Genomic DNA, 25,304 nt, shown 5'->3' with positions numbered 1-25,304 from the left:
ACGCGCGGATCAGGATGACCGCGGCGAGCGGCACAGGGAGACGGAACCGGCGGACCGGTCAGATTTCGTCGAACCGGATTTCCACGACTTCATATTCCACCAGCTTGGCCGGCGTTTTCACCTCGACGAAATCCCCCACCCGTTTGCCGATGAGGGCCCGGCCCACGGGGGACTGCACGGAGATCTTGGAAAATTTCAGGTCGGCTTCATCCTGACCGACCAGCGTGTATTGCCGTTTTTCCTGCGCCTCTTGTTCGATCAACACTACGGTCGCGCCGAACACGACGGTCTCGCTCACGCGGCCGGCGGTTTCGATGATTCGCGCGTCGGCCAGTTTGCCTTCAAGCTCTGCGAGACGAGCTTCGATGAACCCCTGGCGTTCCTTCGCGGCATCGTATTCCGCGTTCTCGCTCAGATCACCGTGTGCGCGCGCCTCCGCAATCGCTTCGATCACCCGCGGCCGTTCTACCTTGCGCAGGCGATCCAATTCCGCTTTCAGTGCCTCATAGCCCTTCTTCGTAATCGGTGTCGGCATACGGTCCTCACCCCTCCGTCACACTCGGTGATACTCCTGCAACGCCCGAATCGCAAGCCCCTTTTTTACCAGCGCCTCAATGCCCATCGTGGCGGCCAAGGCGCCGCGCATGGTCGTATAGTAAGGGACGCCCTTATGCAGGGCTTCCCGACGAATCGACAGGGAGTCGGCCTGGGCCGTGGCGGTGCGTACCGTGTTGACGACCAGGGCCACTTCGCCGTTCTTGATGTGGTCTACCACATGGGGCCGCCCCTCATGCACTTTATTGACGGTCTCGACGGCCATCCCCTGCTCTTTCAGATACTCGGCGGTACCGGACGTGGCGGTGATGCGGAATCCCAATTTGGTGAGGCGGCGCGCCACATCGCACGCCAGTTCCCGATCTTCCTGTTTGACGCTGATGAAGGCGGTGCCGCCCGTGGGAAGCATCGCGCCGGCTCCCGCCTGCGATTTCACGAAAGCCCAGCCGAAATCGCTGTCGATGCCCATGACCTCGCCGGTCGACTTCATTTCCGGACCGAGCAAGACGTCGACGCCGGCAAATTTCGTGAACGGGAAGACCGCTTCTTTCACGGACAGGTGTCTTGGGGCCGGAGCGGTCGTGAACCCCTGCTGTTGCAGCGATTTGCCGACCATGACCTTCATGGCCAACTTGGCCAGGGGCTTGCCGATGGCCTTGCTGACGAAAGGCACGGTGCGGGATCCGCGCGGGTTCACTTCGAGTACGTAAATCACGTCATCCTTCACGGCAAACTGCGCATTCATCAGTCCGATCACGCCCAGTTCCAAAGCCAGAGCAGTCATTTGGCGACGGATCTCTTCGATCGTCGAGGGCTGCAGCGTGTACGGCGGGAGTGAACAGGCCGAGTCGCCCGAGTGGACGCCCGCCTCTTCGATATGCTCCATGATGCCGGCCACGACCACCGTCTTGCCGTCGGAGATGGCGTCGGCGTCGACCTCGATGGCATCGCGCAGATATTTATCGATCAACACGGGGTGTTTGTCGGAGGCTTTGACGGCGGATCCCATGTAGGCCAACAACCCGGTCTCGTCGTAGACGATCTGCATCGCTCGGCCGCCGAGTACGTAGGACGGGCGTACCATCACCGGATAGGTGATGCGCGAGGCGATGGCCACCGCTTCTTCGACGGAGCGCGCCGTTCCGCTCTCTGCCTGGCGAAGGCCCAGCTTGTTGAGCAAGTCGCGGAACCGCTCGCGGTCCTCGGCACGGTCGATCGCATCCGGGCTGGTGCCGAGAATCGTCACGCCGGCTCGTGAAAGCGAGAGCGCGAGCTTCAGGGGCGTTTGCCCGCCGAATTGCAAGACGACGCCCATCGGCTGTTCGCGCTGCACGATGTTGAGCACGTCTTCCTCGGTCAGCGGCTCGAAGTACAGTCGATCGGACGTGTCGTAGTCCGTGCTGACGGTCTCGGGATTGCAGTTGACCATGATGGTCTCAATCCCCTCTTCCCGCAGCGCCATGGCGGCATGGACACAACAGTAATCGAACTCGATCCCCTGCCCGATCCGGTTCGGGCCGCCGCCCAGGATAATGACTTTCTTTTTATCGGTCGGCCGCGATTCGCATTCCTGCTCATAGGTCGAATAGAGATACGGCGTGTGAGCCTCAAATTCCGCCGCGCAGGTGTCGACCCGTTTATAGGTGACGCCTCGCCCGGCCGGCCCGCCCGCGAAAGCCAATCGCCAGCCTCGCACGGTCGCCTGATCCACACCGACCAACTGGGCAATCCGCTCGTCCGAGAAGCCGAGTGTCTTGGCCTCCGTGAGGAGTACCGGCTCGAGCCCCTGTGTCCGTGCCTGAGGCCGGCAGGCCACAAGCTTCGATTCGAATTCCACGATCTCCCGAATCTGGCCGAGGAACCAGGGGTCGATTTTCGTCAGCCCGAATAGTTCGTCGTTCGTCATACCGAGCCGCATTCCGTCGGCAAGCCGCCAGAGGCGATCCGGCAGCGGGGTGCGGACTGCGTTGCGCACTTGCGTCATGGCCGCTTCCCGATCGAGGTCGGCCGGGACCCCGCCGTCGAGGTTCATCTTGGACATCAGACCGAACTGATCGACTTCCATCGAACGGATCGCCTTCTGAAGCGATTCTTTGAAGGTTCGGCCGATCGCCATGACCTCGCCGACCGACTTCATCTGCGTCGTCAATGTGGGATCGGCGCCGGGGAACTTCTGAAAGGCAAACCGCGGGATCTTGACGACGACATAGTCGATCGTCGGCTCGAAGGAGGCCTTCGTCACCCCGGTAATATCGTTGGTAATCTCATCCAACGTATAGCCGACCGCCAGCTTCGCCGCGATCTTGGCGATGGGGAATCCGGTGGCCTTCGAGGCCAGGGCCGAACTGCGCGAGACCCGCGGGTTCATCTCGATGACGACCATCTCGCCATTGGCGGGATTGATACCGAACTGGATGTTGGAGCCCCCGGTATCTACGCCGATCTCGCGAATGATCCGCACCGAGGCGTCGCGGAGCCGCTGGTACTCCCGGTCGGTCAAGGTGATGGCCGGCGCGACCGTGATGCTGTCGCCGGTGTGCACGCCCATCGGATCGAGGTTCTCGATCGGGCAGACGATGACCACGTTGTCCTTGAGATCGCGCATGACCTCCAACTCGAACTCTTTCCAGCCGATGACCGATTGTTCGATCAACACCTGCCGGACCGGGCTCATGGCGAGGCCCCACTCGACGTGTTTGCGGAATTCCTCGACGTTGTAGGCGATGTTCCCACCGGTGCCGCCCAGGGTAAATGACGGCCGGACGATCGCGGGGAACCCGATGCGTTTGAGTTGTTCCTCGGCTTCCGCGAGAGACGTTGCGACTCCGCTATCCGGCACTCTCAGTCCGATCTTCCACATGGCCTGGCGGAACGCGTCGCGATCCTCGGCCTTGTGGATGGCCTCGACCGAGGCGCCGATGAGCCTGACGCCATACTTGGCCAGCACCCCCCGCTTGGCGAGGCCGATGGCCGTATTCAGCGCAGTCTGTCCGCCCATCGTCGGCAACAGTGCGTCGGGTCGCTCGCATTCGATGACCTTCTCCACCACGTCCAGCGTAATGGGCTCGACGTAGGTGCGGTCGGCGAAGTCGGGATCGGTCATGATCGTGGCCGGATTGCTGTTGATCAGGATGACCCGGTAGCCTTCCTCCTTCAGCGCCTTGCAGGCTTGCGTTCCGGAATAGTCGAACTCGCAGGCTTGGCCGATGATGATAGGGCCGGAACCGATCAGCAGAATGGAGCGAATGTCAGTACGTCGTGGCACGCGTAACCCCTTTGGCAGGATATTGAAAAAGACTCTCCGACTGCTTCCGCCAGCGTCATGGAGGGTCTTATTGAATAACCCGGCTGTGTCGTATGGTTCACATCTGTCTCCGTTCGGCGGGTTGCCCCGCTCACCCGGTTGGTAACGGCGCCTCCGGCATCGGCCCGACCGGAGGACGGTAGGGCTGGATCGGACCCAATGGATGGGCCGGGCTCTGGGTCGGCGGATGATAGTATTTGAGCGCGTCCGGAATCCATGCCTCAATTTGATTGATTCGGGTCACGTCGGACGGGTGCGTGGACAGGAACTCCGGTATCGCCTGTTGCGACCGGAAGCACAGTTTGTTGATCATGGCCCGCGGGCAGCCGCTCATCCGTTCCCAGAACGCCACGGCCTCGCGCGGATCGTAGCCGGCCTGTGCCATCAACCGCAGCCCGATGAAATCGGCCTCGGATTCCTGCCGACGATCGAAAGGCAGTGAGACGCCCACGCCATAGACGGTCATGGCGGCCATGGCGGCATCCGGGCGACCGGCCGCCGCACCGGCTCCCAACGCCGCCAGTTGCCCGATCTGTTCCAGGAGGCCACGGCTCATACGCTCTGCTCCGTGCCGCTGCAACGCATGTGCGACTTCGTGCCCCATGACCGTTGCCAGCCCGTCTTCGTTCTTGGTCACTTTCAAAATGCCTGTGAAGACCGCGACCTTGCCGCCCGGGAGTGCGAAGGCGTTGATCGTACGGTCGTCCTGGATCACTGCAAACTCCCACTGATATTCCTGCTTGTTCGCGGCTTTTGCGATGCGATTGCCCACCCGGTGCACCATATCGTTGATTTCCGGGTTTTCGTTGAGCGGTGCCTGTCGGAGCACTTCCCGAAAGGCCGTGAGGCCCATGTTCATTTCTTTTTCTTCGGAAATATAGATGAACTGCTCCCGCGCGGTCCCCGGGGCCCGCTGGCAACCGGTCATCGACTGGAACAGACCCAGTGCCGCGCCCGCTCCCAACGTCGCGCAGAGTGAGGAGGCTGCCCTGGCGCCCAAGGCCAGGACCGAACGCCGCCCCAGCGGTGTTGCCAACAGCCGTTCAATCTGTTGCTCTGAGAGCAGTCCCTTCATCGACGGGTGTTCCAATTCGATCTAGGCTGAGGTTGAAGTGTGCGCGCTCCCACTCTTGCGATCGGCTTGGTCTCAGCCGTGCTCCCGACCGTTGCGATGAATTCCTACGGCATCCACAGATACATGAACTGCGGCGATCCGCCTCGCACCAACGATAGCAGGTCCAGGTTGGCAAACTGGGCCAACCCCGGGCTCGGTCCGACCAGACGCGAATAGATATTGTTCTGGTACTCGCCGGGGCGCCGATAGGTGACTACCCGCGCTTCGCTCAGTCCTGCTTTCGTTTTCGCCGCCTGGATGGCGTCGTCCAGATACCCGATTTCATCGATCAAGCCGGCGGCCTTCGCCTGTTCACCGGAATAGATTCGGCCGTCCGCCAATTTCCGAATGTGCTCAGCCGGCAGGTTGGGGCGTCCCTCCTGCACCACATGAAGGAAACGTCCATAGAACGAATCGATCACGCCCTGGAAGATCGCCCGTTCTTCCGGCAACATCGGGCGGAACGGCGAGCCCATATCTTTGCGTGGACCGGAGGTCACCGCATTGGCTTCCACGCCAACCTTTTCCAAAAGGCCTCGTGCGTTGACCGTCAGCATGATGACTCCGATGCTTCCAGTGACGGACGAAGGATGCGCCATCACGGTATCGGCCGCCGCGGCGATGTAGTAGCCGCCGGAGGTGCCGATATCCATGATCGACGCCACGATCGGGACCTTGCGCGCGGTCTTGAAGGCTTTCAATTCATGATACAGGATGTCCGATGCGGTAACCGTCCCGCCGGGCGTGTTGATGCGAATGACGACGGCCTTGATCCGTTCGTCCTTGGCGGCCCGCTCGAGCTCTTCCTTCATGGTCGCGACCATGCCGGGGTATGTGTAGAAACTGTCTTTGTTATCCGAACTGATCACACCCGACAGATCGATCAGGAGCACCTTGTCTTTGCCGGTGCCGCTGACTTTGTATTCTTCGAGCGCACCGGGTCCTGGCGGCAGATTGATCGTGACGCAGCCTGCCTGCAGCAGCGCCGCCATACCGACCAATAACCCCGTCCAGAGATGCCACACTCTATGCATGATGTTTCTCCATAAGCGCCACGAACTCTTCGAACAAGTAGGCGGAATCGTGCGGTCCCGGTGCCGCTTCGGGATGGTATTGGACCGAGAAGACCGGTCGGTCGAGACAGACCATGCCCTCAACCGAGTCATCGTTCAGGCTGGTGTGGCTCAGCCGCACCCGCCCAAAGGGGGTCTCTACTGTCGGCGGTTCAGCGGATGAGGCGCCGCTCGTCGGGAATCGCACCGCGAAGTTGTGGTTCTGCGACGTAATTTCTACTTTCCTCGTGCGCAGGTCCATCACAGGATGATTCGCTCCATGATGTCCGAACTTCAGCTTGTAGGTTTGGAGACCAAACGCCAGGCCCAGGATTTGGTGCCCGAGGCAGATCCCGAACGTCGGCAAGGTCTTGATCAACTCCCGCACGGCGGAGATGGCATAGGGCACACCCTCCGGATCGCCGGGGCCGTTCGAAAGAAACAGGCCATGGGGGCGCAGAGCCAGCACCTCGGCTGCCGGCGTCGAAGCTGGCACAACCATGACGTCACAGCCTACATCGACAAGCCGGCGGAGAATGTTCTGTTTGACACCGAAGTCGTAGGCGACGACTCGCCATGGATTTCGGGCCGCCTGTTCCCCCGGGGCGGTCTTCATGTCGATCTTGGGTCCCCAGGCGCCGGTTCCCGAGGTCCAGGCGTACCGTTGTCCGCAGGTCACCATAGCGGCCAAGTCCCGTCCGATGATGCTGGGCGCCTGCCGTGCCTTTTCGGCCGCCCGGCGATGGTCCAAATCGACATGGGTGATGAGCCCCTGCTGCGCGCCCTTCTCGCGGAGGTGCCTGGTCAACGCCCTGGTGTCGATCCCTTCAATGCCGACGATGTGGGCCGTTTCGAGATACTCCTGCAGGAGCGCCTTGCTCCGCCAGTTGCTGGCCAGACGGCTGGATTCCTTGACCACGAAACCTTCGGCCCAAATCCGGCGGGACTCGGTGTCTTCGGGAGTGACCCCGTAGTTGCCGATGTGGGGACAGGTCATGGTGATGATCTGTCCGCGATAGGAGGGGTCCGTCAGGATTTCCTGATAGCCGGTCATGGACGTGTTAAACACGACCTCCCCGACCGTTTCCCCGGCCGCGCCGAGGGCCCGCCCTTCGAACACCGTTCCGTCGGCTAAGGCCAAAATGGCTTTCTTCACGCTCGCTCCTTATCCGTTGACCCAGGATCGCACCCGCACCGCGAGCAACCCGATCCCCAATCCGAGGTTCAACATGTACAAATATCTTACGGGCTTGTGGATGCGAAAAAAGGCCTCAAATGCCGCCTTTCGGACTTCCTCACCCTTCGAAGCAAAGGCCTGGGCCTGTAACGCCGCCGCCTGGGGATGCAGCACGAAAGTGATCGCGCCTGCGACCAGAAGCATGCCACCCAGGAGAATCCATTCGGGCCGGGAGACCGAACAGGAGGAAATCCCCTGCCGGCTGAGCCATAGGCGGCAGGAGACACCCGCAACAAGCACCAGGGCTGCGCCCAGCACTAACCGATTATAGCCTTCGAACGCCCGCGTGAGGAAGAAACCGCCGCTGTCCTGTCCTCCGAACGTATTGAACACGGCCGGAATCACGGCCCCCACGAGGACGACCAGCCCCCCGATCCACACCGCCAAGGCGAGCAGCTCGAGCGTGATGCAGGCGATGAGTCCTCGCTGTCCCACGCCGCTCCTCAGTGCCCCGCCTGCTGTAGGTCGAACACGATCCTGCCAGAAACGATCGTCGTCGTGACCCGCCCCTTCACCTTCCAACCGGCGAAGGGCGTGTTGCGGCTCTTCGAGCGGAACTGCGACGGATCCACTTCCCACTGTGCCTGCGGATCCACGATCGTCACATCGGCCGGCGCCCCCATCGCCAGCGTGCCGGCATTGAGGCTGAAGGCTTTGGCCGGCGCCGTGGCCAATTTGTCGACGGCCGCTTCCAGCGTGAGCACTCCCTCCTCGACCAAGGCCAAGGTCAGGGGCAACGCTGTTTCCAAACCCACGATCCCGAAGGGAGCCTGCGTGAACTCCTGCTGTTTCTCCTGCGCCGCATGGGGCGCGTGATCCGTGGCGATCACATCGATGGTGCCGTCCCGCAGACCGTCCTTGATGGCCTGCACGTCTTCCCAGGTCCGAAGGGGCGGATTCATCTTGGCATGGGTGTTGTACCCACGGGCAATTTCCTCCGTCAGCGTGAAATGATGCGGGCAGGCCTCGGCCGTGACTTTCAGCCCGCGGGACTTGGCTTCTCGGACCATGCGAACAGAGCCGGCGGTGCTGATATGGGCCAGGTGCAACCGCGCGCCGGTCAACTCGGCCAGCGCCACGTTGCGCGCGACCATGACGTCCTCGGCCGCGGAGGGAATGCCAGGGAGCCCCAATTCCGTCGAGACCAGCCCCTCGTTCATGCAGCCGCCTTCGGACAAGTGCAGGTCTTCGCAATGGTCCACGACCGGGATGTCGAACGCCAAGGCGTATTCCATCGCCCGCCGCATCACGAGACTATTCATCACCGGACGGCCGTCATCCGAAATGGCCACGCAGCCGGCGCGTCGGAGGTCACCGATCTCGGCCAATTCCTTGCCTTCCGATCCCTTGGTAATCGCGCCGATGGGCAACACATGCGCCTTGCCGGCTGCACGGGCCCGCTCCAGCATGAATTCCGTGATCGACTGGTTGTCGTTCACCGGATTGGTATTGGGCATGGCACAGACAGTCGTAAAGCCGCCCGCGACCGCCGCCGACGTTCCCGATTCGATCGTTTCCTTGTATTCGAATCCCGGTTCTCGAAAATGGACGTGGAGATCGACGAAGCCCGGTAAGACCAAGCGGCCGGCAGCCTGGATGACGGTCGCACCAGCCGGAGCCTGAAGGTCCTGTCCTACCGACACAATCCGGCCGTTATCGATCAACACATCCGCGGGACCGTTCACTCGCCCGGGATCAATCACCTGTCCGCCTTTGATCAAAATTGCCACGGTAACTCCAAGTCAAAACCCATCATGGTGTCTGTTGCTTGATTCACGTTGTCTTGTCATGTCAGGCGCTCGCTCCCGACATGAGATAGAGGACGCCCATTCGTACGGCGACGCCGTTTGCCACCTGGTCCAGAATGACGGAGGAGAGGCTGTCCGCCACGTCGGGGGCAATCTCCACCCCGCGGTTGATCGGGCCGGGATGCATGACGATGGCGCCCGGCTCCGCCAACTTCAACCGCTCGCTCGTCATACTGTATTCCCGAGCATATTCCCGGATGGTGGGGAACATCGCCCGTCCCTGCCGTTCGAGCTGTAGCCGCAGCATCATGGCGACATTCACGCCGCGAAGCGCTTCGTTGAGATTGTAATAGACCTTCACCCCCAGCCGTTCGATTTGGGAAGGAATCATGGTCGGGGGCCCGGCCACCCTGACTTCGGCGCCGAGCTTCGTCAGCGCATAGATGTTCGATCGCGCCACCCGGCTGTGGGCGACGTCGCCAATGATCGCGACCTTCAACCCCGGAAACTGCATGCCGCGGCTGCGAATGGTGTAGAGGTCCAGCAGGGCCTGTGTCGGGTGTTCATGCCAGCCGTCGCCTGCATTGATGACGGAAGATTTCACGCCCCGCGACAGGGTCTCGGCGGCTCCGGCGGCCGAGTGCCGCAGCACAATGATATCGGCCTGCATGGCTTCGATATTGCGCGCCGTGTCGAGCAGCGTTTCTCCTTTGACGACGCTGCTGGACGATGGCGAGAAATTGATGACGTCGGCGCTCAGCCGCTTGGCGGCCAGCTCGAAGGACGTGCGGGTCCTCGTGCTGGGCTCGAAGAACAGGTTGACCACCGTTCTCCCGCGCAGGGCCGGAACTTTCTTGATTTCTCGCCCCGACACTTCCTTGAACGAATCGGCCGTGTCGAGCACGAGTTTGATATCTTCCGCCGACAACGAGGCGAGACTCAGCAGATCTTTTCGTTTGAGACCCACGACGTCCTCCCTTGGGACACGGTCCGCGTCATGTCACGCTGTGGCAGCACCAGATCCGAATGCATACAGGTGGTGCGTTCCGCTCAACGACTCACGATTTCAGAATCACCACGCGATCCTCTTCCCCATCTTCCTCGAGGAACACTTGCACGGCTTCCTCGCGGGAGGTGGGGATGTTTTTTCCGATGTAGTTGGCCTTGATCGGCAACTGCCGATGCCCGCGGTCCACCAGTACCGCCAATTGAATTTCAGCCGGCCGCCCGAGGTCGATCAAGCCGTCCATCGCTGCGCGGATCGTTCGGCCCGTGAAGAGCACGTCGTCGACCAAGACGACCTTCAAGTCCGAGATTTTGAAGGGCACGGACGTCGTGCGGAGGAGCGGCTGATCTTTGCGCAACGATAAATCGTCACGATAGAGCGTGATATCCAGTTCGCCGATCGGGATCTGAGTGCCTTCGATTTCTTGAATCCGTCGGACCAGCCGATGGGCCAAATGGACTCCGCCGGTTCGGATTCCGACAAGGGCCAAATCCTTGGTGCCTTTGTTGCGTTCCAGCACCTCATGAGCGATGCGAGTCAGGGCCCTGGCGATGTCGCCGGCATCCATGACCACCCGCTCCTGTCGTTTCTCGGTCGAGGTTTCGTTCGTCATAGCCAATCCGTCTTCGGGCACAAAAAAACCTTCCCACCGGTTCGGATGAGAAGGTCGCGGTTGTTCCACGGCTCCCTGCCGTGCAGCATCGTCGTTACTCCTTCCCCACCTCACAGGATGGGTATTAAAGGCGAGGCCGATCTTAGCGGGATCGTCCGGAGCTGTCAAGGTGAGTGAGGCCTCGGCATGCCGGCGGCGGCACAATTCCCGGTCCGTCCGATCGTGATGCGGTAGGCGTCGGCCCGTCCGAATTCCGGGAGACTGAACAGGAGCGCATCACCGGCAGGAACGGCGCGCATTGCCAGCCGTCGAACCGGCCGCTCGAGCGGTGCCGACCCCACGTCCGGAATGACCTCGCCACAGATATCAATGGGAAGTCCCTGGTTCCCCGGCCATCGCTGCGACACCTGGCGCAAGACGACCAGGGTCTCTTCTTCATCGTGAGCCTGGAATTTCCCGAGCAGCAGGCGGACCTGGTCGGCCCGACGATCATCGGCTGCCAGGACGTGGAGGCCGGGACGATCCGAAGTCGCCTGCAGCCGATGGCCCTCCATGGCGGCATAAGTTTGATAAACGTGCCAGCCTGGACGAGCGCTCTGCCGATCGACGAAGAGCAGCCCGTCGAGCGTCGGGTTGTCGCAGGTATTCTCGACCTGATCCCGGCTGGTGTCTTGCGCGTCGGGCCAACAGGCATGCATGGCACTGAGGATACCGGCTCGCTCGTACGCCGCCAGAACGGCCGCCACGTAGCCCGGCTGCGTCCAGGTTTCCTGCCCGATGATTTCGTTGACCGAGATCGGGGCCGTCAGCCCTTTTTCCTGGAGATACCGGCGCAAATCGTCGATCAAGGTTTGCGCACCGGCAGGATCATCGTACTCATGGTAGGCGACGATGTCGGGAAAGACCCGTTCATCCCGGCTCCAGTCCAGAAACGGTTTCAACAACCGGTATCGGCTGATGCTTGGGCCGACAATGCGCGCCCCTGGGATACGCCGCTTGATCAGCTCGTAGGCCAATTTCCAGCCGGTCTTGAGTTTGGGGTTCTCTCCGATCGGCGGAAACGCGAGATCCGGTTCGTTGTAGATGTCCCAGAGGACGTTGAGCTTGCGCGCCTGCACGACGTCGATCACGCGATTGACGTGGGCCAGCCATGGGCCATAGTCGCCCTGTTCCCCTATCCGGTTGATGTCGAAGATCCACTGGGCGTAGTCCGCAAAGACCAATCCCAGCGTCAATTGGAACTCGTCCACCCCGAGTTCGCGGAGCCTGGCATAATTCGCAAAGATGTAGCCGGGGCTGCCGCGGAACGAAGTGGGTTTCAGCGGTTGAATGAGCTCCGCGGCAGGCGCATCGGCCTGCAGACTGACCAGGTAGCCGTTTGCGCGGTGGGTGATAGGACCTTCGTCCTTGGAGAGATCGACGGTGACGGTGCCGGCGAAGCACCAGGCGGTTTGAAGCAGGATGGCCAGGCAGATGGCGAAAGCCAGGTGTCGGACTCGGACTCTGCGGCGCAGCGGAGATGTCGTGACGACCGGCGAAACCATCGATTCCGTTTGTACAGCGACGGTTGGAGGCGGGTCAAGGTTGGGCGTGGATGAACTGGTTCGTGTCAAGCCGCCCGGCAGAGCGTCCGCCACTGCTCCAAACGTCCATCGAATCCTTCTCTGCGAAGGTACGCCTGGTCGGAGCTTGCGAGTGGGTCTTCCGCGGTCTTGCCCTGGAGCTGCGCTTCGGCCAGGCAATTGCCGACATGGACGGCCGTCACGGCCGTGAAGCCCGAGGCGACATACTCCATCGGGTGGTGGTGGAATGCGACCGCCTCCACGATCGGCTCGCTGAGGCCCCAGAGCCCCAGAAGGTATGCACCCACATGGGCGTGGTCTGCACCGAACACTTCACGCTCCGCCTGCCAGTCTGCCTCATGCTGGGTTTGTACCAAGTTCATGACCCGCGCATAGTCCTCAGGCCGGTTGGCGGCGAGCACCAACCGGCCGAGATCGTGCAGCAGCGCCGCCGTATAGGCGGCTTCGACGACCGGCTGGTCGACGCCTTCTTCCTTGGCGAGGCTCCGCGCATACCCGCCGGCTACCATCGCATGCTGCCAGAGGGCGTCGAGTGAGAACGACGGCAGTTGGGCGCGGTCGAATTGCGAAAAGACCTGAGTGGACAGCACAAGCGATTTGATCGCGTCGAATCCAAGCAGCGCAACGGCTTGCTCAGGGCTCGACACGTGAGTGCGCAGTCCGAAGAAGGCGGAGTTCACCAACTGGAGAATCTTCGCCATCATCGCGAGATCCTTGCCGATGATGCGCGCGACCTTCTTCAATGAGGAGTGGGGCGATCGCATCTCCTGCATCAGTTCCTGATAGATCGATGGGAGGCTGGGCAGGCTTTTGATTTCTTTTACCAGGGCTCGGAGGGCCGGGTTGCCGAGCACGCTCCGCAGCTGATCCGCTTGCTGGATCGTGGCCTGCAACGTGGTCATATCCAGGGGCTTGTTGAGGAATCGATGCGCGACGGTCGCGGAACGGACATGGTTGGAGGGGCTCTGGTCGCTGGACAGCACGATGCGCACGGCATGGGGACAAACGGTTTGTACCTCCGCCAGCAATTCCGCCCCATCCATCTTCGGCATGACCATATCGGAGACAACGACGTCGCAGCCCGAGGCCTTGATCGCCTGCAGCGCTTCTGTCCCGGAGGGAAAGAACTGCATCTCCCACTCGCTTTTCATCGGTGCGAGCGTGCGCTGGAGGTGTTGCAGGACCTCCCGGGCATCATCGACGAAGACAATTTTCCGCATGGCGCTCTCTCCCGTGGAGCTGGTTGTACGGTTCTTCCTCGGTCGAGAGGGAGTGAATCTTAAGGGCTTGACTGGAGCCGGCGCGGATTGTGCGGAGGAGGCAGGAGTTCGAAGCAGTGCCCTGTCGGGCGAGCGTCACTCAGGGGCGGTCGAGATCCCAGCTGACGATGTCGGCGTTCTTGCCATCCCCGCCCGGCGCGCCGTCCGCGCCGTGGGAGGTGATCTCGTAATCCCCATGGGTGGAAGGGGTCGCATAGGTATAGGCAGCGCCCCAGGGATCAACCGGAACCTTGGCGATGTATCCGCCCTTCTTCCAGTTCGGTGCCGGCGGTCCGGAGGTCGGCTGTTCCACCAGCGCCTTGAGCCCCTGATCCGTGGTCGGAAAGTTGCCGTTGTCCAGTTTGTAGAGCTGCAGCGCACTATCGAGGTTCTTGATCTGCGCCTTGGCCGCGGCCCGTTTGGCGTCTTCCGTCCGGCCCATGATTCGAGGAATCAGCAAGGTGGCCAGAATGGCCAGGATGACCACGACGATCATCACCTCGATGAAGGAGAATCCGCACTCGTTCTTGCGCCGGCCGATCTGTCGTCCAGGCCTCAGCAAATTGGTCCGGTGTGACGACAGTGCGCTCATGAATTCGGACGCTTCAATTCTTCAAGGGTGAATTGTTTCGGTAAGAGCACCGGCAAGACCAACCCGATGGGATCGCCGCGGCGGATCGTCGTCGGCTTGTGCAGTTGTAACAGAAAATTCGCCGTGAACGCGTCGTAGTCCGGCAGCCAGTCGTACAGATTGGGCGTGCGTTTGTATTCCTGCGTCTTGATCCCTTCCCATATTTGGAATGTCCGATCCGGGAAATGATGGAAGCAATTCGGAATGTCCTTCATCATCAACCCAATGCCTTTGGGGTAATAGAACCGGAGTCCGCAGCACAGTTTGGGATAGCCGCTGTTCAGAATCAGGTCGACATAGGTGCCGGAGAAGGACTTGTAGCCCAAAATCCTCTCCTCGGGCAAGATCGGCGGCGCCTGCCACTTCACTCCGTCGGCCGTCCGCCTGATACGGCAGTCGGCCGGCGAGCGGATCAGCCATCCATATTGCCCGATCGTGCGAACGGGCCCGCAGTCGTCGGGAATCACCTTGTAGCCGCCTGCGGCCAAGGCTCGCTGTTCGTCGAGCGACATCTGCCCCAACAGCGGGCGGTGCGGGTTGAAGTCCAGCTTCAACCGTTCCGGCGGGAGCGCGGTGGAATATTCCCGCTCCCAGTACACGACAATTTTCTCGTCCTGTGTTTCCTCGCCCATGTGCTTCCCTATGTGCTCCGCGACCATACTTGAAACGGCCTACTCACGCAACTGTCATCGGCGCATGACTTGGTACAGGGTGACACCGCGGCGAAGCATCGCCTTTGGGATGATCGTGCGATGCATGCGAAACGTCGGCAACTGTTCGATGGCCACCATTGCCTCCACTTGCAGTCCGGCCGCTCCGCACAGTTCAGGCATGGCAGGCGGTCCCACGAGGAAGCCGATGGCGCCGCGGGTCATTCGGCGAGCCAGTTCCTTGATGTGTGCCCACATCGCGTCCCGCTGCGGATGAATCCTGTATGGCACCCAGTCGTAGAGCAAGTCGAAGGGGGCGTCGGGTTGGCTCGGTTCTTGGGTTGCGTGACGCATCCGAAGGTCGGAAAGCCAGGCCAAGCGCCCCGCACGAGCCCACTGGTTCCAGATCGCCTGTGCTTGCCGTTGCACGAAGGCGTCCTGTTCGAATTGGATGTGGTAGGAACGGCGACGATCTTGACCGATCAGTGTCGTGATCGCGGCGTCGAAGCGGCAGATCTCGACGTGCGCGGCCTTTGCGACCAACGCCCCCAAACGCTGGTTCTGTTCCAAGAGATCTTGGAGGTAGTCCGCGACGAAGGGCTGCGTTTCCAATTCCCCGATCTCCTGCTCATCCTGCGGATACAAGAGCACGGCTGAGAAGGCTTCTTGCGGGGAGACCACGAGGGGCCGGTCGAATACGGAAGACCAGGCTGGTGTCGCGGAAGTGGTCGGAATGCCGGTTTCAGTCAAACTGCCCCACGCCGGATCGAGAGGGAACGTGACGCGATGCGCGCCGTCCTGCAGCACGACCGCTTGGTCGATGATTCCGACGGATCGGTCGCAGGGGGCCTGCCCCTTCGGATCAGGGGCATGGTACGAGAGCCCTGCCGAATCGTCGGCCATTGTCGCCTTGACGATCTTCTTCCCTTGGACGGTGACGCACAATCGAGCGTCGTGGTTCCATCGGCGTACCAACGGATCCGGGGCCGGCAGCCAACTCACTCGATGGGATTGGGGCGGATCCATAAAAATGGGAAACGGGTCCCCGGCTCCCGCTACGTGTGGGGTGAAGAAGGCACTGAAGAGCCGATAGGCAGCGGCCGAAGGATAGGTGGGAATGCCTCGATACCGCAGCGGCCGTGGCGACGGCGCGCTCCGTTGCTGGTCGTCATAGAGCGCGCGGATCAGTTCCAAGACGGCCGAGCCCGTACCCGGCAACAGGGACAGGAACAGTTCCACCACCGGAAGAAAATCGATCGCTTCCCAATTCATCGCCCCCATGCAGGCCATGAAGGCCGGCCGATCGAACGTGCCGTCCGGCAGGACGTAGAGCGCATCCTTGCGGTGGCGAATGGTGGCGATACCGGTCGGCGCAATGGTCAGGTCTCGATCCGTATAGAAGAATCGCACTTCATCCAGCGGGACCTGCATCGCCTGGGCCGCCATGGTTCGGAGATCGTCCGGTCTGATGCGCTGCCAACCAGGTTTGCGGGATAGGTCGAGGGTCGTCGCATTGGCCAATCCTCCGGGCACCAGGCCGACCCATTGGCCCCAATCGAGGCGGACGCGTGCCCGTCTCAGACGAAGGGTGCCTTCGACAGTGTCCCACTCGCATTCATGGAGCGGGTGCCCCGAGGGATCGGTCGCGGCAATACGACGGCCGTGCGGGCCGTAGTAAATAACGTCGCCCTGCGGTGAGCGGACCACCCCGCCCGGCCGCAGGCCCTGTTCGCGCACGATGGCTTGATTGGAAGGGAACGCGAGCGCTCCCGGCCGCTGGAGCACAACCTCTGGCTGGGTCTCGGAGGACATTTATTCGCGGATCTGGCCGGTGCCGAGGACGACGAATTTGGAACAGGTTAGTTCTTCCAAGCCCATTGGGCCTCGCGCGTGGAGACGGGACGTGCTGATTCCGATCTCTGCTCCGAGGCCGAACTGGTAACCGTCGTTCAAGCGCGTTGAAGCGTTCACGAGGACGGCGCTCGCGTCCACTTCGCGGACGAAGCGCATGGCGCGCGCGTAGTGGCTGGTGATGATCGCTTCAGTATGTTGGGACCCATGCGCGGCGATGTGTTCCATAGCCTCGTCGATGTCCTTCACGACCTTCACGGCGAGCGTCAGGTCCAGAAACTCCTTGCCGTAATCTTCGTCCGCCGCCGGCTTGGCTTCCGGGCACAGCTGGCAGGTTCTGGCGCAGCCCCGGACTTCGACTCCGGCCGCCGCCGACTTGCTCACGAATTCGGGCAGCCAGGTCCTGGCCATACTCTGGTGGACCAACAGCGTTTCCATGGCATTGCAAGTCGAGGGACGTTGCACCTTGGCGTTCAGACAAATGCGCTGCGCCATTTCCGGGTCTGCGTCGATGTCCACGAAGATGTGGCAGACGCCCTTATCATGTTTGAGCACCGGGATCGTGCTGTGCTCCGCGATCGTCTTCATCAATGAATCGCCGCCCCGCGGGATGATGACGTCGATGTACCGGTCCTGCTTCAACAAGAGCGGGACGATATCGCGCTCGGGCCGGTCCACGAAGACGATGGCCCCTGAAGGCATGCCCGCCTTCTCGCCGGCCTCGCGCAGGATGTCGGCAATGATGGTGTTCGAGTGGATGGCTTCCGAACCGCCGCGCAGGACGCAGACGTTCCCGGATTTGAGGCAGAGTGCCGCCGAGTCTGCGGTCACGTTCGGCCGTGCTTCATAGACAATGCCGATGACACCGATCGGGACCCGAACTCGCCCGACCTGCATCCCATTCGGTCTGGTCCACATCTTGGGCATGGCGCCCAGGGGGTCCGGCAGGCGCGCGATTTCCCTGATCCCGTCCGCCATCGCACGGATGCGTTCCGGGGTCAGCCGAAGGCGGTCCGCCGCCGCCTTCCGTTCCGGGGTCGCGTCGAAGGCCTCGAGGTCCAATTCGTTCTTGGCCAAAATATCCGCTTCACGCGCCTCCACGGCATCGGCCATCGCCGTCAGCGCCTCATTCTTGACGGCTGTGGTGAGGGCGGCGACGCGGCCTGCCGCTTGCCGGGCGGCTGTGACGAGATTACGCACATAGACATCCGGTGCAACGGGAGGCTCGGTAGCCTCCGGTGTTTCGGAAACGACCGCGTCCTCAGCCGGGGCATCATGCAGTTCGTTCGACATAGGGATGATCCTTTTCCGTGGAAAGCCCGCGGGTTCAGTGGAGCGGTGGAGGTGCTACCGCGAGCTGTGTGAAAACGGGTAAGGATACTGTGAGGCCTGAAGTGCGGTCAAGGGACTCGAGTCGACCCGGGGACCGTCGGGGCGGCGGCGCCCGGAGCCGGCTGCGCACCGGGGATCATGGGCGTGCCGCCCTGGGGCATCACGCCCATCGGCGGCGTCAACAGCGACATCGACGAGGGATTCGGATGTTGGAAGATCCAGTCATGGTAGGTCTTCCGCCCTTCGAAGTGGCGCACGGAAAGCGGAAAGTCGCGCTCCTTGATCGGTTTCCCTTTGCTTTTGCTGCGGACGCCCATGATGCCGCCGGTCGGGGCCCGCATGTATTCCCAATCCCCGCCCGTGAGCGGATCGAGGTAGGCCTTGCGCAGGAACGGTTTGGGCGTGCGGGTCAGCTCGAAGAGCGTTTGCGGATAGATGTCCGCGAGGGTCACCCGCCCGATCTTCATGGTGGCCGAGTAGAGGGCCAATGCATTTTGAATTTCGATGCCTTTGGCCAGGAGATCGGCCTCTTTCTCGCGCTGCACGAGCGTTTTCCACTGGCGGGTCGCGGCGGACACCGAAATGCCGATCAACACGATGGAGAACATCAACGCGAGGTAGGTGACTCCGCGGACATTGCGGATGTGGCGACAGAACACGGGGCGTCCCCTAATTGGCGGCCGTCGATCCCGGCTGGTCGCTGACCGGAATCACCTGTACCACCTTGGAGTGCAAATCCTGCAGCGTCACACCGGTGGGGGTGATGGCCTTGACCAGTATTTCCTTGGCGATGGTCTCTCCGGCCTGTACTAGATGCATTTGCTCGTCCTTCACCAGGACCGCCGTCGGGCCGTTCTTCTCATCGCTCCCACCCACCTTCATATAGCCCAGATATCGAAATTGGTTGAGCTCCGTGGCGATTCGCAATCGTTCCAATTCTTCCGGGCTGGGTTTCGGGGGCTCTGCCGGCGGTGCGGGCTCTTCTTCCGGTGTCTCTTCGACCGTCGACTCGGGCATCGGGATGTCGGTCGGGAGAGGCGCTTCCTGAGTGCGTCGCTTTCCGGGTCGGCGGGCCTTGGCCGGTGGCGCCGCCGCGACGACGGGCGCCGGGGGATTCAGTGAGGCGAAGATATTTCTGGGAACGGAAAAGTTGGCCTGCCGCTGACCGGTGATCTCGGCCAGTCGTTCCAAGTTCACGTGCATCGAGGAAGCAGCCGCGGCGGGCGACGCTCCACGAGGGGCCGCGCTCACACCGGTGACGTTTTTCAAGGTCACGTGCTCAGGCTCGGAGGAGTGCCCGACCTGCCAGACCAGGAGGCCGACCCACAGGGCGATCAAGGCAAGGAGCAGCCCGGCTTGCTGCTTGCTGGAGCGGTTCATGCTGCTCACGGTGTGGTCGTCTCCAACTGCTGGCCCCGCAGGAAGGTGGAGATGCGGATATTGAAGGTCAAGTTCTGGTCCTGCACGTTGCCGCTGCGGATCAAATTCAAGTCTTCGATGAACAGCAATTCGTCGGCGGACTCCAAGTTATAGAGGAACCGCCGCAAGTCCTCGTAACGGCCGGTCACCGTGCCTTGAAGCACGGCCTTCGTCGCATCCGGCACCGCAGTCTTTTCCGTCCGGTAGGACAGCGCCGGCAGCGTCACCTGATCGCGCTTCGCCTCTTCCGTCACGCCCAATGCCAGGGGGGCAAAATCCCGCAGCAACGGCAGGGCTTTCCAGACTCGTTGCAAATCTTCCTTCGCCTGTCTCGCTTCCTTGTGGCGCGCAAGCTGTTGCCGCGCTTTGATCCATTCGGCCTCGGCACGTTGCCGTTCTTCCTGGGCCGCCCCAAGCACGAAGGTCTGGATGCCGTACCACACCACGAACAATCCCACGAGGAAACCCAGCCACGGCAGCAACGGCGCGTAGGGCTGGCGGAGCGAGTCCTGAAGGCGTTCGACTCCCGGAATGTTCATGGATTGCGGCTCCGATAATGGATGGATAGGTCGAATTCCACGAGGCCGTTCCCCGCGTCGTGGTGCTGGCCCAGCACCGGGTCCTTGAAGCGCGGGTGGTCTTGGAAGGCCACGGTCAAGGTCGTGACGTCTTCGAGGGACCGTGCCGCTCCGTTCAGCAGAATCGTCGCGTTCGTCGGCTCCAACCGGATACTGTTGACGGCGATGCGGGGTGGGATCGCCTGCTCGAGTTCCGTGAGAAAGCGGGTCCAGGAGAACGCGCGCTTTTCAATCAGTTGATTGGCGAATTCGATTTCCTTGGGCAACACCTGCAGGGCCGCTTCGGACAGCTCGATCCCCTGCTGTTTCGCCTCGGCCATGACCGCGCGATCGCGTTCCTGCACCTGTTCAAGCGCTTCTTCCACCGATTGCAGTTCCTGCCACATCAGCACGGTGCGCGAAATGTCCCAGGCGATGCCGACGCCCACCATACCGGCGACGATCATGATCCCTAACCGCGCGGGGGCCAGGTACCACCGATACCGGCTGCTCAGATTGATCGTGAACAGTCCGTTGCGGCCGGCGGGTTGCCCGAGTTGCATCAGGAAATCGCGAATGGCCGCCGTGATGCCGTCCAGCGAAAACATTTACATCACCCCTGCCACGGCCGGGAGCGCCGAGATACCGGGCGATCCGAGCACGACGCCCTTGCTGTGTTTCTTCAGGTGGTCCCAATCGATGAGGTTGACGTTCACCCCGAGGCCCTTTTCGAAGCGCTTTTGCAGATCTGGCGCCAGCGTTTCATCGGCGACGAGCACTACTTGGGAAATATTCAATTCATCCGTGTGCTGCTGGCAGGCATAGATCGAGTCGGCGCACTCCTGCACGATCCGATCGACGCCCGTACGATCCTGCGCGAGCCCGGCGGCCTGCGCGGCCCCGACTTGGAGTTTGGATCGCACATAGACAAGGTTGCCTCGATGAAACACGAAGGCGGTGAAGCCCCCGTCCGTGGCATTGAGCCAGAGATAATCGGATGTCAGGCGCTGCGTCCCCTCCTCGCCTTTTGCCCACAGGTTCAGCAGGCGCAGGCTGGCGACGTCGACTTCTTGTGGAATGAGCCCTGCCGCCTCGCAGACCGACTCGTACTGCGCGAGCACCGTTTCCTGGACGATCACGGCGAAGACGGTATAGGGCCCCTCCCCCGACGAGGAGGGGTCGCTCATCACCTGCGAAAAAACCTTGGCTCCGGCGAGCGACAGCAGTTGTTCCTGCCCCAAGCGCCAGCGCACGACGGCATCGCGTTCCTCCGAACTCCATGGGAGGTCCTGCAGGGTCAGCACCGCCAGCCGTACGGCCAGATCGGGAAGGACCACGGTGGCTGCTCGTGGTACCGGACGGCTCCCCGTCTCCACGCCGGATGACTGAGACGGCCCGGTCCCGGTGAGCGCACGGATCTGCATTTCCATGTCGTTGGGTTGCAGAATGTTCTGCTCGAGCGGCGACAACCGGAGCAGACCCTCCGGGAGCGGCGATACCGCACAACGGTAACGGGGGCGGCCCCGCCAATCTCGGCTCACTTCCGCCCAAGCCAGATCGCGCAGGCCGATTTTCAGGCAATATCGCGGGCGACTGGCGATCCAATTCCACATGGCTCAGCGCTCTTCACTGAAGGTGACGCGGTTGATCTCGCGCAAAGACGTTTCCCCGGCGAGCACTTTCTTCACGGCCGACTGACGCAATGTGATCATGCCGTCCGTGACGGCGCGATAGCGGATTTCTGACAGGGCGCGGTCGGCGAGGATCATTTCTTTGATTTCGTCGGTCAGGTCCAGAAACTCGGTGATGCACTTGCGGCCGCGGTACCCGGTCTCGTGGCACTCCGGGCAGCCTTTGCCTTCGTAAAACGTGCCGCTCTTGTACTGCTCATAATCCAAACCGGACTCCTCCGCCAGGGCCTTGTCCAATGGGACGGCATGGCGGCAGTCGGGACAGAGGATACGAATCAGCCGCTGGGCCAGCACGCAGTTCAGCGCAGCCAAGAAGTTGTAGGAATCGATGCCCATCGAGGCAAACCGGCCGATCACGTCGAACACGTTGTTTGCGTGTACGGTGGTCAACACCAAGTGGCCGGTCAAGGCAGATTGGATCGCGATCTGCGCCGTTTCCGCGTCGCGGATTTCGCCGACCATGATCTTGTCCGGGTCGTGACGCAAGATGGACCGCAAGCCTCGCGCAAACGTCAGGCCTTTCTTCTCGTTGACGGGAATCTGCACGACGCCGGGCAGCTGATATTCGACCGGATCTTCGATGGTGATCAGCTTGTCTTCCTGAATATTCATTTCGCTGATCGCGGCATAGAGCGTCGTGGTCTTGCCGCTTCCCGTGGGGCCGGTGACGAGCACCATGCCGTAGGGCCTCGTGATCGCGCGGCGGAATCGCTTGAGGTCCTCGGCGTTGAACCCGAGCCGATCCAGGCGCAGGCTCGACACCCCGGTCGTGATGGCCTCTCGGTCGAGAATACGAATCACGACCGATTCCCCGAAGACGCTCGGCAGGATTGAGACGCGGAAGTCGACGGTCTTTCGGTCCAAGCGCATCCGGAAACTTCCGTCCTGCGGGACGCGCCGTTCGGCGATGTCCAGGTCCGACATGACCTTGAGACGGGAGACCAGCGGCGGATGCAGCTTGAGGTCCAGAGGGTCCATCGCGGAGACCAAAATGCCGTCGACGCGGAACTTCACCGTGGTGGCGCGGTCCGTGGCTTCGATATGGATGTCGCTGGCCCGCCGCTGCATGGCGCTGAGCAAGATCGTGTCGAGCAGTTTGACGGCCGGGCTTTGATCCTCTCCGAACTGGTCGACCGTCAGGACTTCTTCGCCGCGCTCGTCTTCTTTGACGAGCACCGAGCGGTATTCCGCCTCGAGTTCCCGCAACGCCTGGCTCGAGCCCTCGCTGCGCTCCAGAGCGGCTTCGATCGCCGTCCGCGGACTGACCACGTACCGGAGCGGGCGAACGAGCAAGATCTCCAATTCGTCCAGCGCCAACAAGTTGCTGGGATCCGGAATCGCCAACGTGAGAATGCCCTCGTCGTCCTTCAGCGGCACGAAGGGGTGGCGCCGCATCAGTTTGACGGAGATCGTGTGGTAGAACTCGGAGTCGACGCGGTAGCCGGTGAGCGGATCGTAGGGCAATCCAAACTGCGAGGCCAGCGCCTGCGCGAGTTGCGCTTCCGAAATCACGCCCTCGTCGAGAAGCGTCTGTCCCAATGCCACGCCGCCGCCGCCCAGCCTGGCAATGACCTGATCGACCGTGCGCTTGGGCAGAATGCCCTCGCGGACCATCACGTCCGCTAATGAAGGTCTGGTGAGATGGCGTTGCATCATGACGTCCTGTGTTCGTGCGCCTACTGAATCGTTCCCGCCATTTGGAAAATCGGCAGGTACATGATGATGACGATCCCTCCGACCAGCACGCCCATGACCAGCAGAAGGACCGGTTCGATCCAGGTCGTCAACTGGCTCAAGCGCACGTCGAGGTCGCCCTCGTAAAATTCCGCCACATCCCGCAGCATCGGTTCCAAGGACCCGGTTTCTTCGCCCACCGACAGCATTTCGATGGCGAGTTTCGGCAAAATTTGCGGCCGCTCAATGGCGGCGGCCAGGGTGTTGCCCTCGCGAATTTCCGCCACGGCCGAGGCCAGGCCGCGTGAGACGAACCGGTTGGAGACGGCGCCACGCGCTACTTCCAACGCCTCGACCAGCGGTGTACCGCCCGCCAGCACCGTCGCCAGCGTGCGCGCCAGCTGAATCGTGTGGTGCTGCACGAGGATCGTGCCGATCACCGGTAGACGCAACAACTGGCGGTCCACCGTCAGTCGTCCGGCCGGCGTGTGGTACCAGGTCCGTCCCGCGATCACGCCGACGCCCAACACCAGGAGCGTCGGAATGAACTGGGATTCCAGCATCTGAATGACCGTGATGAGCAACCTCGTCGCGGACGGCAAGTTGGCCGAGGATTCGCCGTACACCGACACGAAGGTCGGCATCACATAGCTCAGCAGGAAGCCGACCACCGCAAAGCCGACGACGACCAAGAAGCCGGGATAGGCCAGCGCCTTCACGACCTTCTGGCGCAACTCGATCATGAGCTTCAGGTACGCGATGTACCGCTGCAGCACTTCGGGCAAGTTGCCCGACTGTTCGCCCGCCCGGATCGTCGCGAGATACAGTTCCGAAAAATACCCGGGATGCTTCGTCAGGGATTCGGACACCGAGGCGCCGCCGCGAATGTCCTGCCTGATCGCTTGCAGCGCTTCCCGGAAAGCGGCCCGCTGGGTTCGCTCGATCAACAGGTCCCAGATGCGAAGCACCGGGAGGCCGGCCCTGATCAAGGCCAAGAGCTCCTGGTTGAAGACCAGGAATTCCTGCAACGGAATCTTGCCCCAACGGCCGACCGAAAGACCGGGGACACCCAAACGCGCGCCGCGGCGGGCGAGCCGGAAGATCAGCAGTCCTTCGGCTTCCAGTTTCGCGCGAACAAGTTGTTCGTCATCCCCCTCGACTTCTCCGTCGAAGGTGGTGCCGTCGGCGCGGGCAGCCCTGTACGCAAACACAGCCATGGGTTCAATCGGATGCGGCGCGGCCCATAGGAACGGGGCCGTCAGTGCTGAGCGGTCTGGGCGCCACCGCGGGATTCGGGCAATCGCAGCGTATGGCCGGCGATGATGCGGTAGTCCTTCAAACCGTTCAGCGTCCGCAACAGTTCCATATCCACTTTATGCCGTCGCGACAGCCGCCAGAGCGTGTCGCCGGGGTTCACGATGATGGTGCGAGCGCTCGCCTGGACGGTCTGCTCCGGTTCGGGCTGGTTCTCGGGGAGCACCTCGCCGGACGGTTCAAGCTCCGCCGCCGGGCCAGGAACGGGAATGGGACCGTCGCTGTCCGCAGGAATCGGCACCACCTCGGCTGCCGGGTGGCCGGTGCTCGTCTCTGAAATCATGCCCTCGGGGGCCGTTGCCGGCAGGGTGCCTTGAAAGGGGGTCGCGCGCGGCATGGGGCGCAGACGGGTCGGCAGATGCCGATTATTCTGCGCGGCCCGTTCGCGTTCGACGCGCGCAGAGGCCAGCTCCTCGCGCTGCAAATCAATGATCTGCTTGGCATCGGCTAAGCGCCGCTCGGTTTCCCTGAGCATGCCCTGAAGCTGGGCCCGCGCCATCTGGACTTCGGCGAACTCCCGCCGCTGGTCCTCGAGCTCGAGCCGCAGTTCATCGGAGGTACGTTGCGCGTCGCGGACGGCCGTCTTGAGCGTGTCGATGGTGACCTGGAGATCGGAGACTTCCGGACGGACATTCGGTTCCATCCTGGCGCATCCGAACGACAAGAGGAGGCTGTATATGCCGACGGCAGCGAGGTAGGGCCGATACCGTCTCC

The 25,304-nt window shown here is 62.1% G+C and carries 23 protein-coding genes; all 23 read right to left on the bottom strand.

Going from position 1 to position 25,304, the window contains the following annotated elements; all coding sequences use genetic code 11:
• Positions 1 to 58 precede the first annotated feature (58 nt).
• On the bottom strand, positions 59 to 535 hold the full coding sequence (gene greA, locus KF814_00690) for a transcription elongation factor GreA (protein ID MBX3234640.1): 477 nt from the start codon (positions 533 to 535) through the stop codon (positions 59 to 61).
• Between the two features lie 18 nt (positions 536 to 553).
• Positions 554 to 3,820 (bottom strand): carbamoyl-phosphate synthase large subunit, encoded by a 3,267-nt coding sequence (carB, locus tag KF814_00685; GenBank protein ID MBX3234639.1) that lies wholly within the window; start codon positions 3,818 to 3,820, stop codon positions 554 to 556.
• A 130-nt stretch (positions 3,821 to 3,950) separates the two neighbouring features.
• Positions 3,951 to 4,934, bottom strand: coding sequence for a M48 family metallopeptidase (locus tag KF814_00680; protein MBX3234638.1), 984 nt, complete (start codon positions 4,932 to 4,934; stop codon positions 3,951 to 3,953).
• A gap of 104 nt (positions 4,935 to 5,038) precedes the next feature.
• On the bottom strand, positions 5,039 to 6,007 hold the full coding sequence (gene sppA, locus KF814_00675) for a signal peptide peptidase SppA (GenBank protein MBX3234637.1): 969 nt from the start codon (positions 6,005 to 6,007) through the stop codon (positions 5,039 to 5,041).
• Positions 6,000 to 7,181, bottom strand: coding sequence for a glutamine-hydrolyzing carbamoyl-phosphate synthase small subunit (carA, locus tag KF814_00670; GenBank protein MBX3234636.1), 1,182 nt, complete (start codon positions 7,179 to 7,181; stop codon positions 6,000 to 6,002). The genes sppA and carA overlap by 8 nt, the downstream gene beginning before the upstream one ends.
• A gap of 9 nt (positions 7,182 to 7,190) precedes the next feature.
• Positions 7,191 to 7,697: a hypothetical protein gene (locus KF814_00665; protein ID MBX3234635.1), complete on the bottom strand. Its 507-nt coding sequence runs from the start codon at positions 7,695 to 7,697 to the stop codon at positions 7,191 to 7,193.
• Between the two features lie 8 nt (positions 7,698 to 7,705).
• Positions 7,706 to 8,992, bottom strand: a complete 1,287-nt coding sequence (locus tag KF814_00660; protein MBX3234634.1) for a dihydroorotase — start codon at positions 8,990 to 8,992, stop codon at positions 7,706 to 7,708.
• A 61-nt stretch (positions 8,993 to 9,053) separates the two neighbouring features.
• A complete protein-coding gene (locus KF814_00655) occupies positions 9,054 to 9,977 on the bottom strand; it encodes an aspartate carbamoyltransferase catalytic subunit (protein MBX3234633.1) in 924 nt (307 codons plus the stop codon).
• Between the two features lie 91 nt (positions 9,978 to 10,068).
• Complete coding sequence (pyrR, locus tag KF814_00650; protein MBX3234632.1) at positions 10,069 to 10,629, bottom strand: bifunctional pyr operon transcriptional regulator/uracil phosphoribosyltransferase PyrR; 561 nt, start codon at positions 10,627 to 10,629, stop codon at positions 10,069 to 10,071.
• Positions 10,630 to 10,793: 164 nt separating this feature from the next.
• Positions 10,794 to 12,173, bottom strand: a complete 1,380-nt coding sequence (locus tag KF814_00645; protein ID MBX3234631.1) for a hypothetical protein — start codon at positions 12,171 to 12,173, stop codon at positions 10,794 to 10,796.
• A 65-nt stretch (positions 12,174 to 12,238) separates the two neighbouring features.
• A complete protein-coding gene (locus KF814_00640; protein MBX3234630.1) occupies positions 12,239 to 13,432 on the bottom strand; it encodes an HDOD domain-containing protein in 1,194 nt (397 codons plus the stop codon).
• A 139-nt stretch (positions 13,433 to 13,571) separates the two neighbouring features.
• Positions 13,572 to 14,012: a type II secretion system major pseudopilin GspG gene (gene gspG / locus KF814_00635; GenBank protein ID MBX3234629.1), complete on the bottom strand. Its 441-nt coding sequence runs from the start codon at positions 14,010 to 14,012 to the stop codon at positions 13,572 to 13,574.
• Between the two features lie 47 nt (positions 14,013 to 14,059).
• Positions 14,060 to 14,734: a hypothetical protein gene (locus tag KF814_00630; GenBank protein MBX3234628.1), complete on the bottom strand. Its 675-nt coding sequence runs from the start codon at positions 14,732 to 14,734 to the stop codon at positions 14,060 to 14,062.
• Positions 14,735 to 14,788: 54 nt separating this feature from the next.
• Positions 14,789 to 16,564 carry a hypothetical protein gene (locus KF814_00625; protein ID MBX3234627.1) on the bottom strand — a complete coding sequence of 592 codons (1,776 nt, stop codon included), beginning with the start codon at positions 16,562 to 16,564 and terminating at the stop codon, positions 14,789 to 14,791.
• Positions 16,565 to 17,896 carry a glutamate-5-semialdehyde dehydrogenase gene (locus KF814_00620; protein ID MBX3234626.1) on the bottom strand — a complete coding sequence of 444 codons (1,332 nt, stop codon included), beginning with the start codon at positions 17,894 to 17,896 and terminating at the stop codon, positions 16,565 to 16,567.
• Between the two features lie 107 nt (positions 17,897 to 18,003).
• A complete protein-coding gene (locus KF814_00615; protein ID MBX3234625.1) occupies positions 18,004 to 18,594 on the bottom strand; it encodes a type II secretion system protein in 591 nt (196 codons plus the stop codon).
• Between the two features lie 10 nt (positions 18,595 to 18,604).
• Positions 18,605 to 19,324, bottom strand: a complete 720-nt coding sequence (locus KF814_00610) for a hypothetical protein (protein ID MBX3234624.1) — start codon at positions 19,322 to 19,324, stop codon at positions 18,605 to 18,607.
• Positions 19,321 to 19,893 (bottom strand): type 4a pilus biogenesis protein PilO, encoded by a 573-nt coding sequence (gene pilO, locus KF814_00605; GenBank protein MBX3234623.1) that lies wholly within the window; start codon positions 19,891 to 19,893, stop codon positions 19,321 to 19,323. Before pilO ends, KF814_00610 begins: the two co-directional genes overlap by 4 nt.
• Positions 19,890 to 20,519 (bottom strand): PilN domain-containing protein, encoded by a 630-nt coding sequence (locus KF814_00600; GenBank protein MBX3234622.1) that lies wholly within the window; start codon positions 20,517 to 20,519, stop codon positions 19,890 to 19,892. The genes pilO and KF814_00600 overlap by 4 nt, the downstream gene beginning before the upstream one ends.
• On the bottom strand, positions 20,520 to 21,524 hold the full coding sequence (locus KF814_00595) for a hypothetical protein (GenBank protein MBX3234621.1): 1,005 nt from the start codon (positions 21,522 to 21,524) through the stop codon (positions 20,520 to 20,522).
• A 3-nt stretch (positions 21,525 to 21,527) separates the two neighbouring features.
• Entirely contained in the window at positions 21,528 to 23,258 is a 1,731-nt protein-coding gene (tadA, locus tag KF814_00590) for a Flp pilus assembly complex ATPase component TadA (GenBank protein MBX3234620.1), read from the bottom strand.
• Positions 23,259 to 23,278: 20 nt separating this feature from the next.
• A complete protein-coding gene (locus KF814_00585; protein MBX3234619.1) occupies positions 23,279 to 24,493 on the bottom strand; it encodes a type II secretion system F family protein in 1,215 nt (404 codons plus the stop codon).
• A gap of 41 nt (positions 24,494 to 24,534) precedes the next feature.
• Positions 24,535 to 25,233, bottom strand: a complete 699-nt coding sequence (locus KF814_00580) for a LysM peptidoglycan-binding domain-containing protein (GenBank protein MBX3234618.1) — start codon at positions 25,231 to 25,233, stop codon at positions 24,535 to 24,537.
• Between the last annotated feature and the right edge of the window lie 71 nt (positions 25,234 to 25,304).

The organism is Nitrospiraceae bacterium (assembly GCA_019637075.1).
GTDB lineage: Bacteria > Nitrospirota > Nitrospiria > Nitrospirales > Nitrospiraceae > JAHBWI01.
This window is presented reverse-complemented; position numbering and strand designations above follow the sequence as displayed.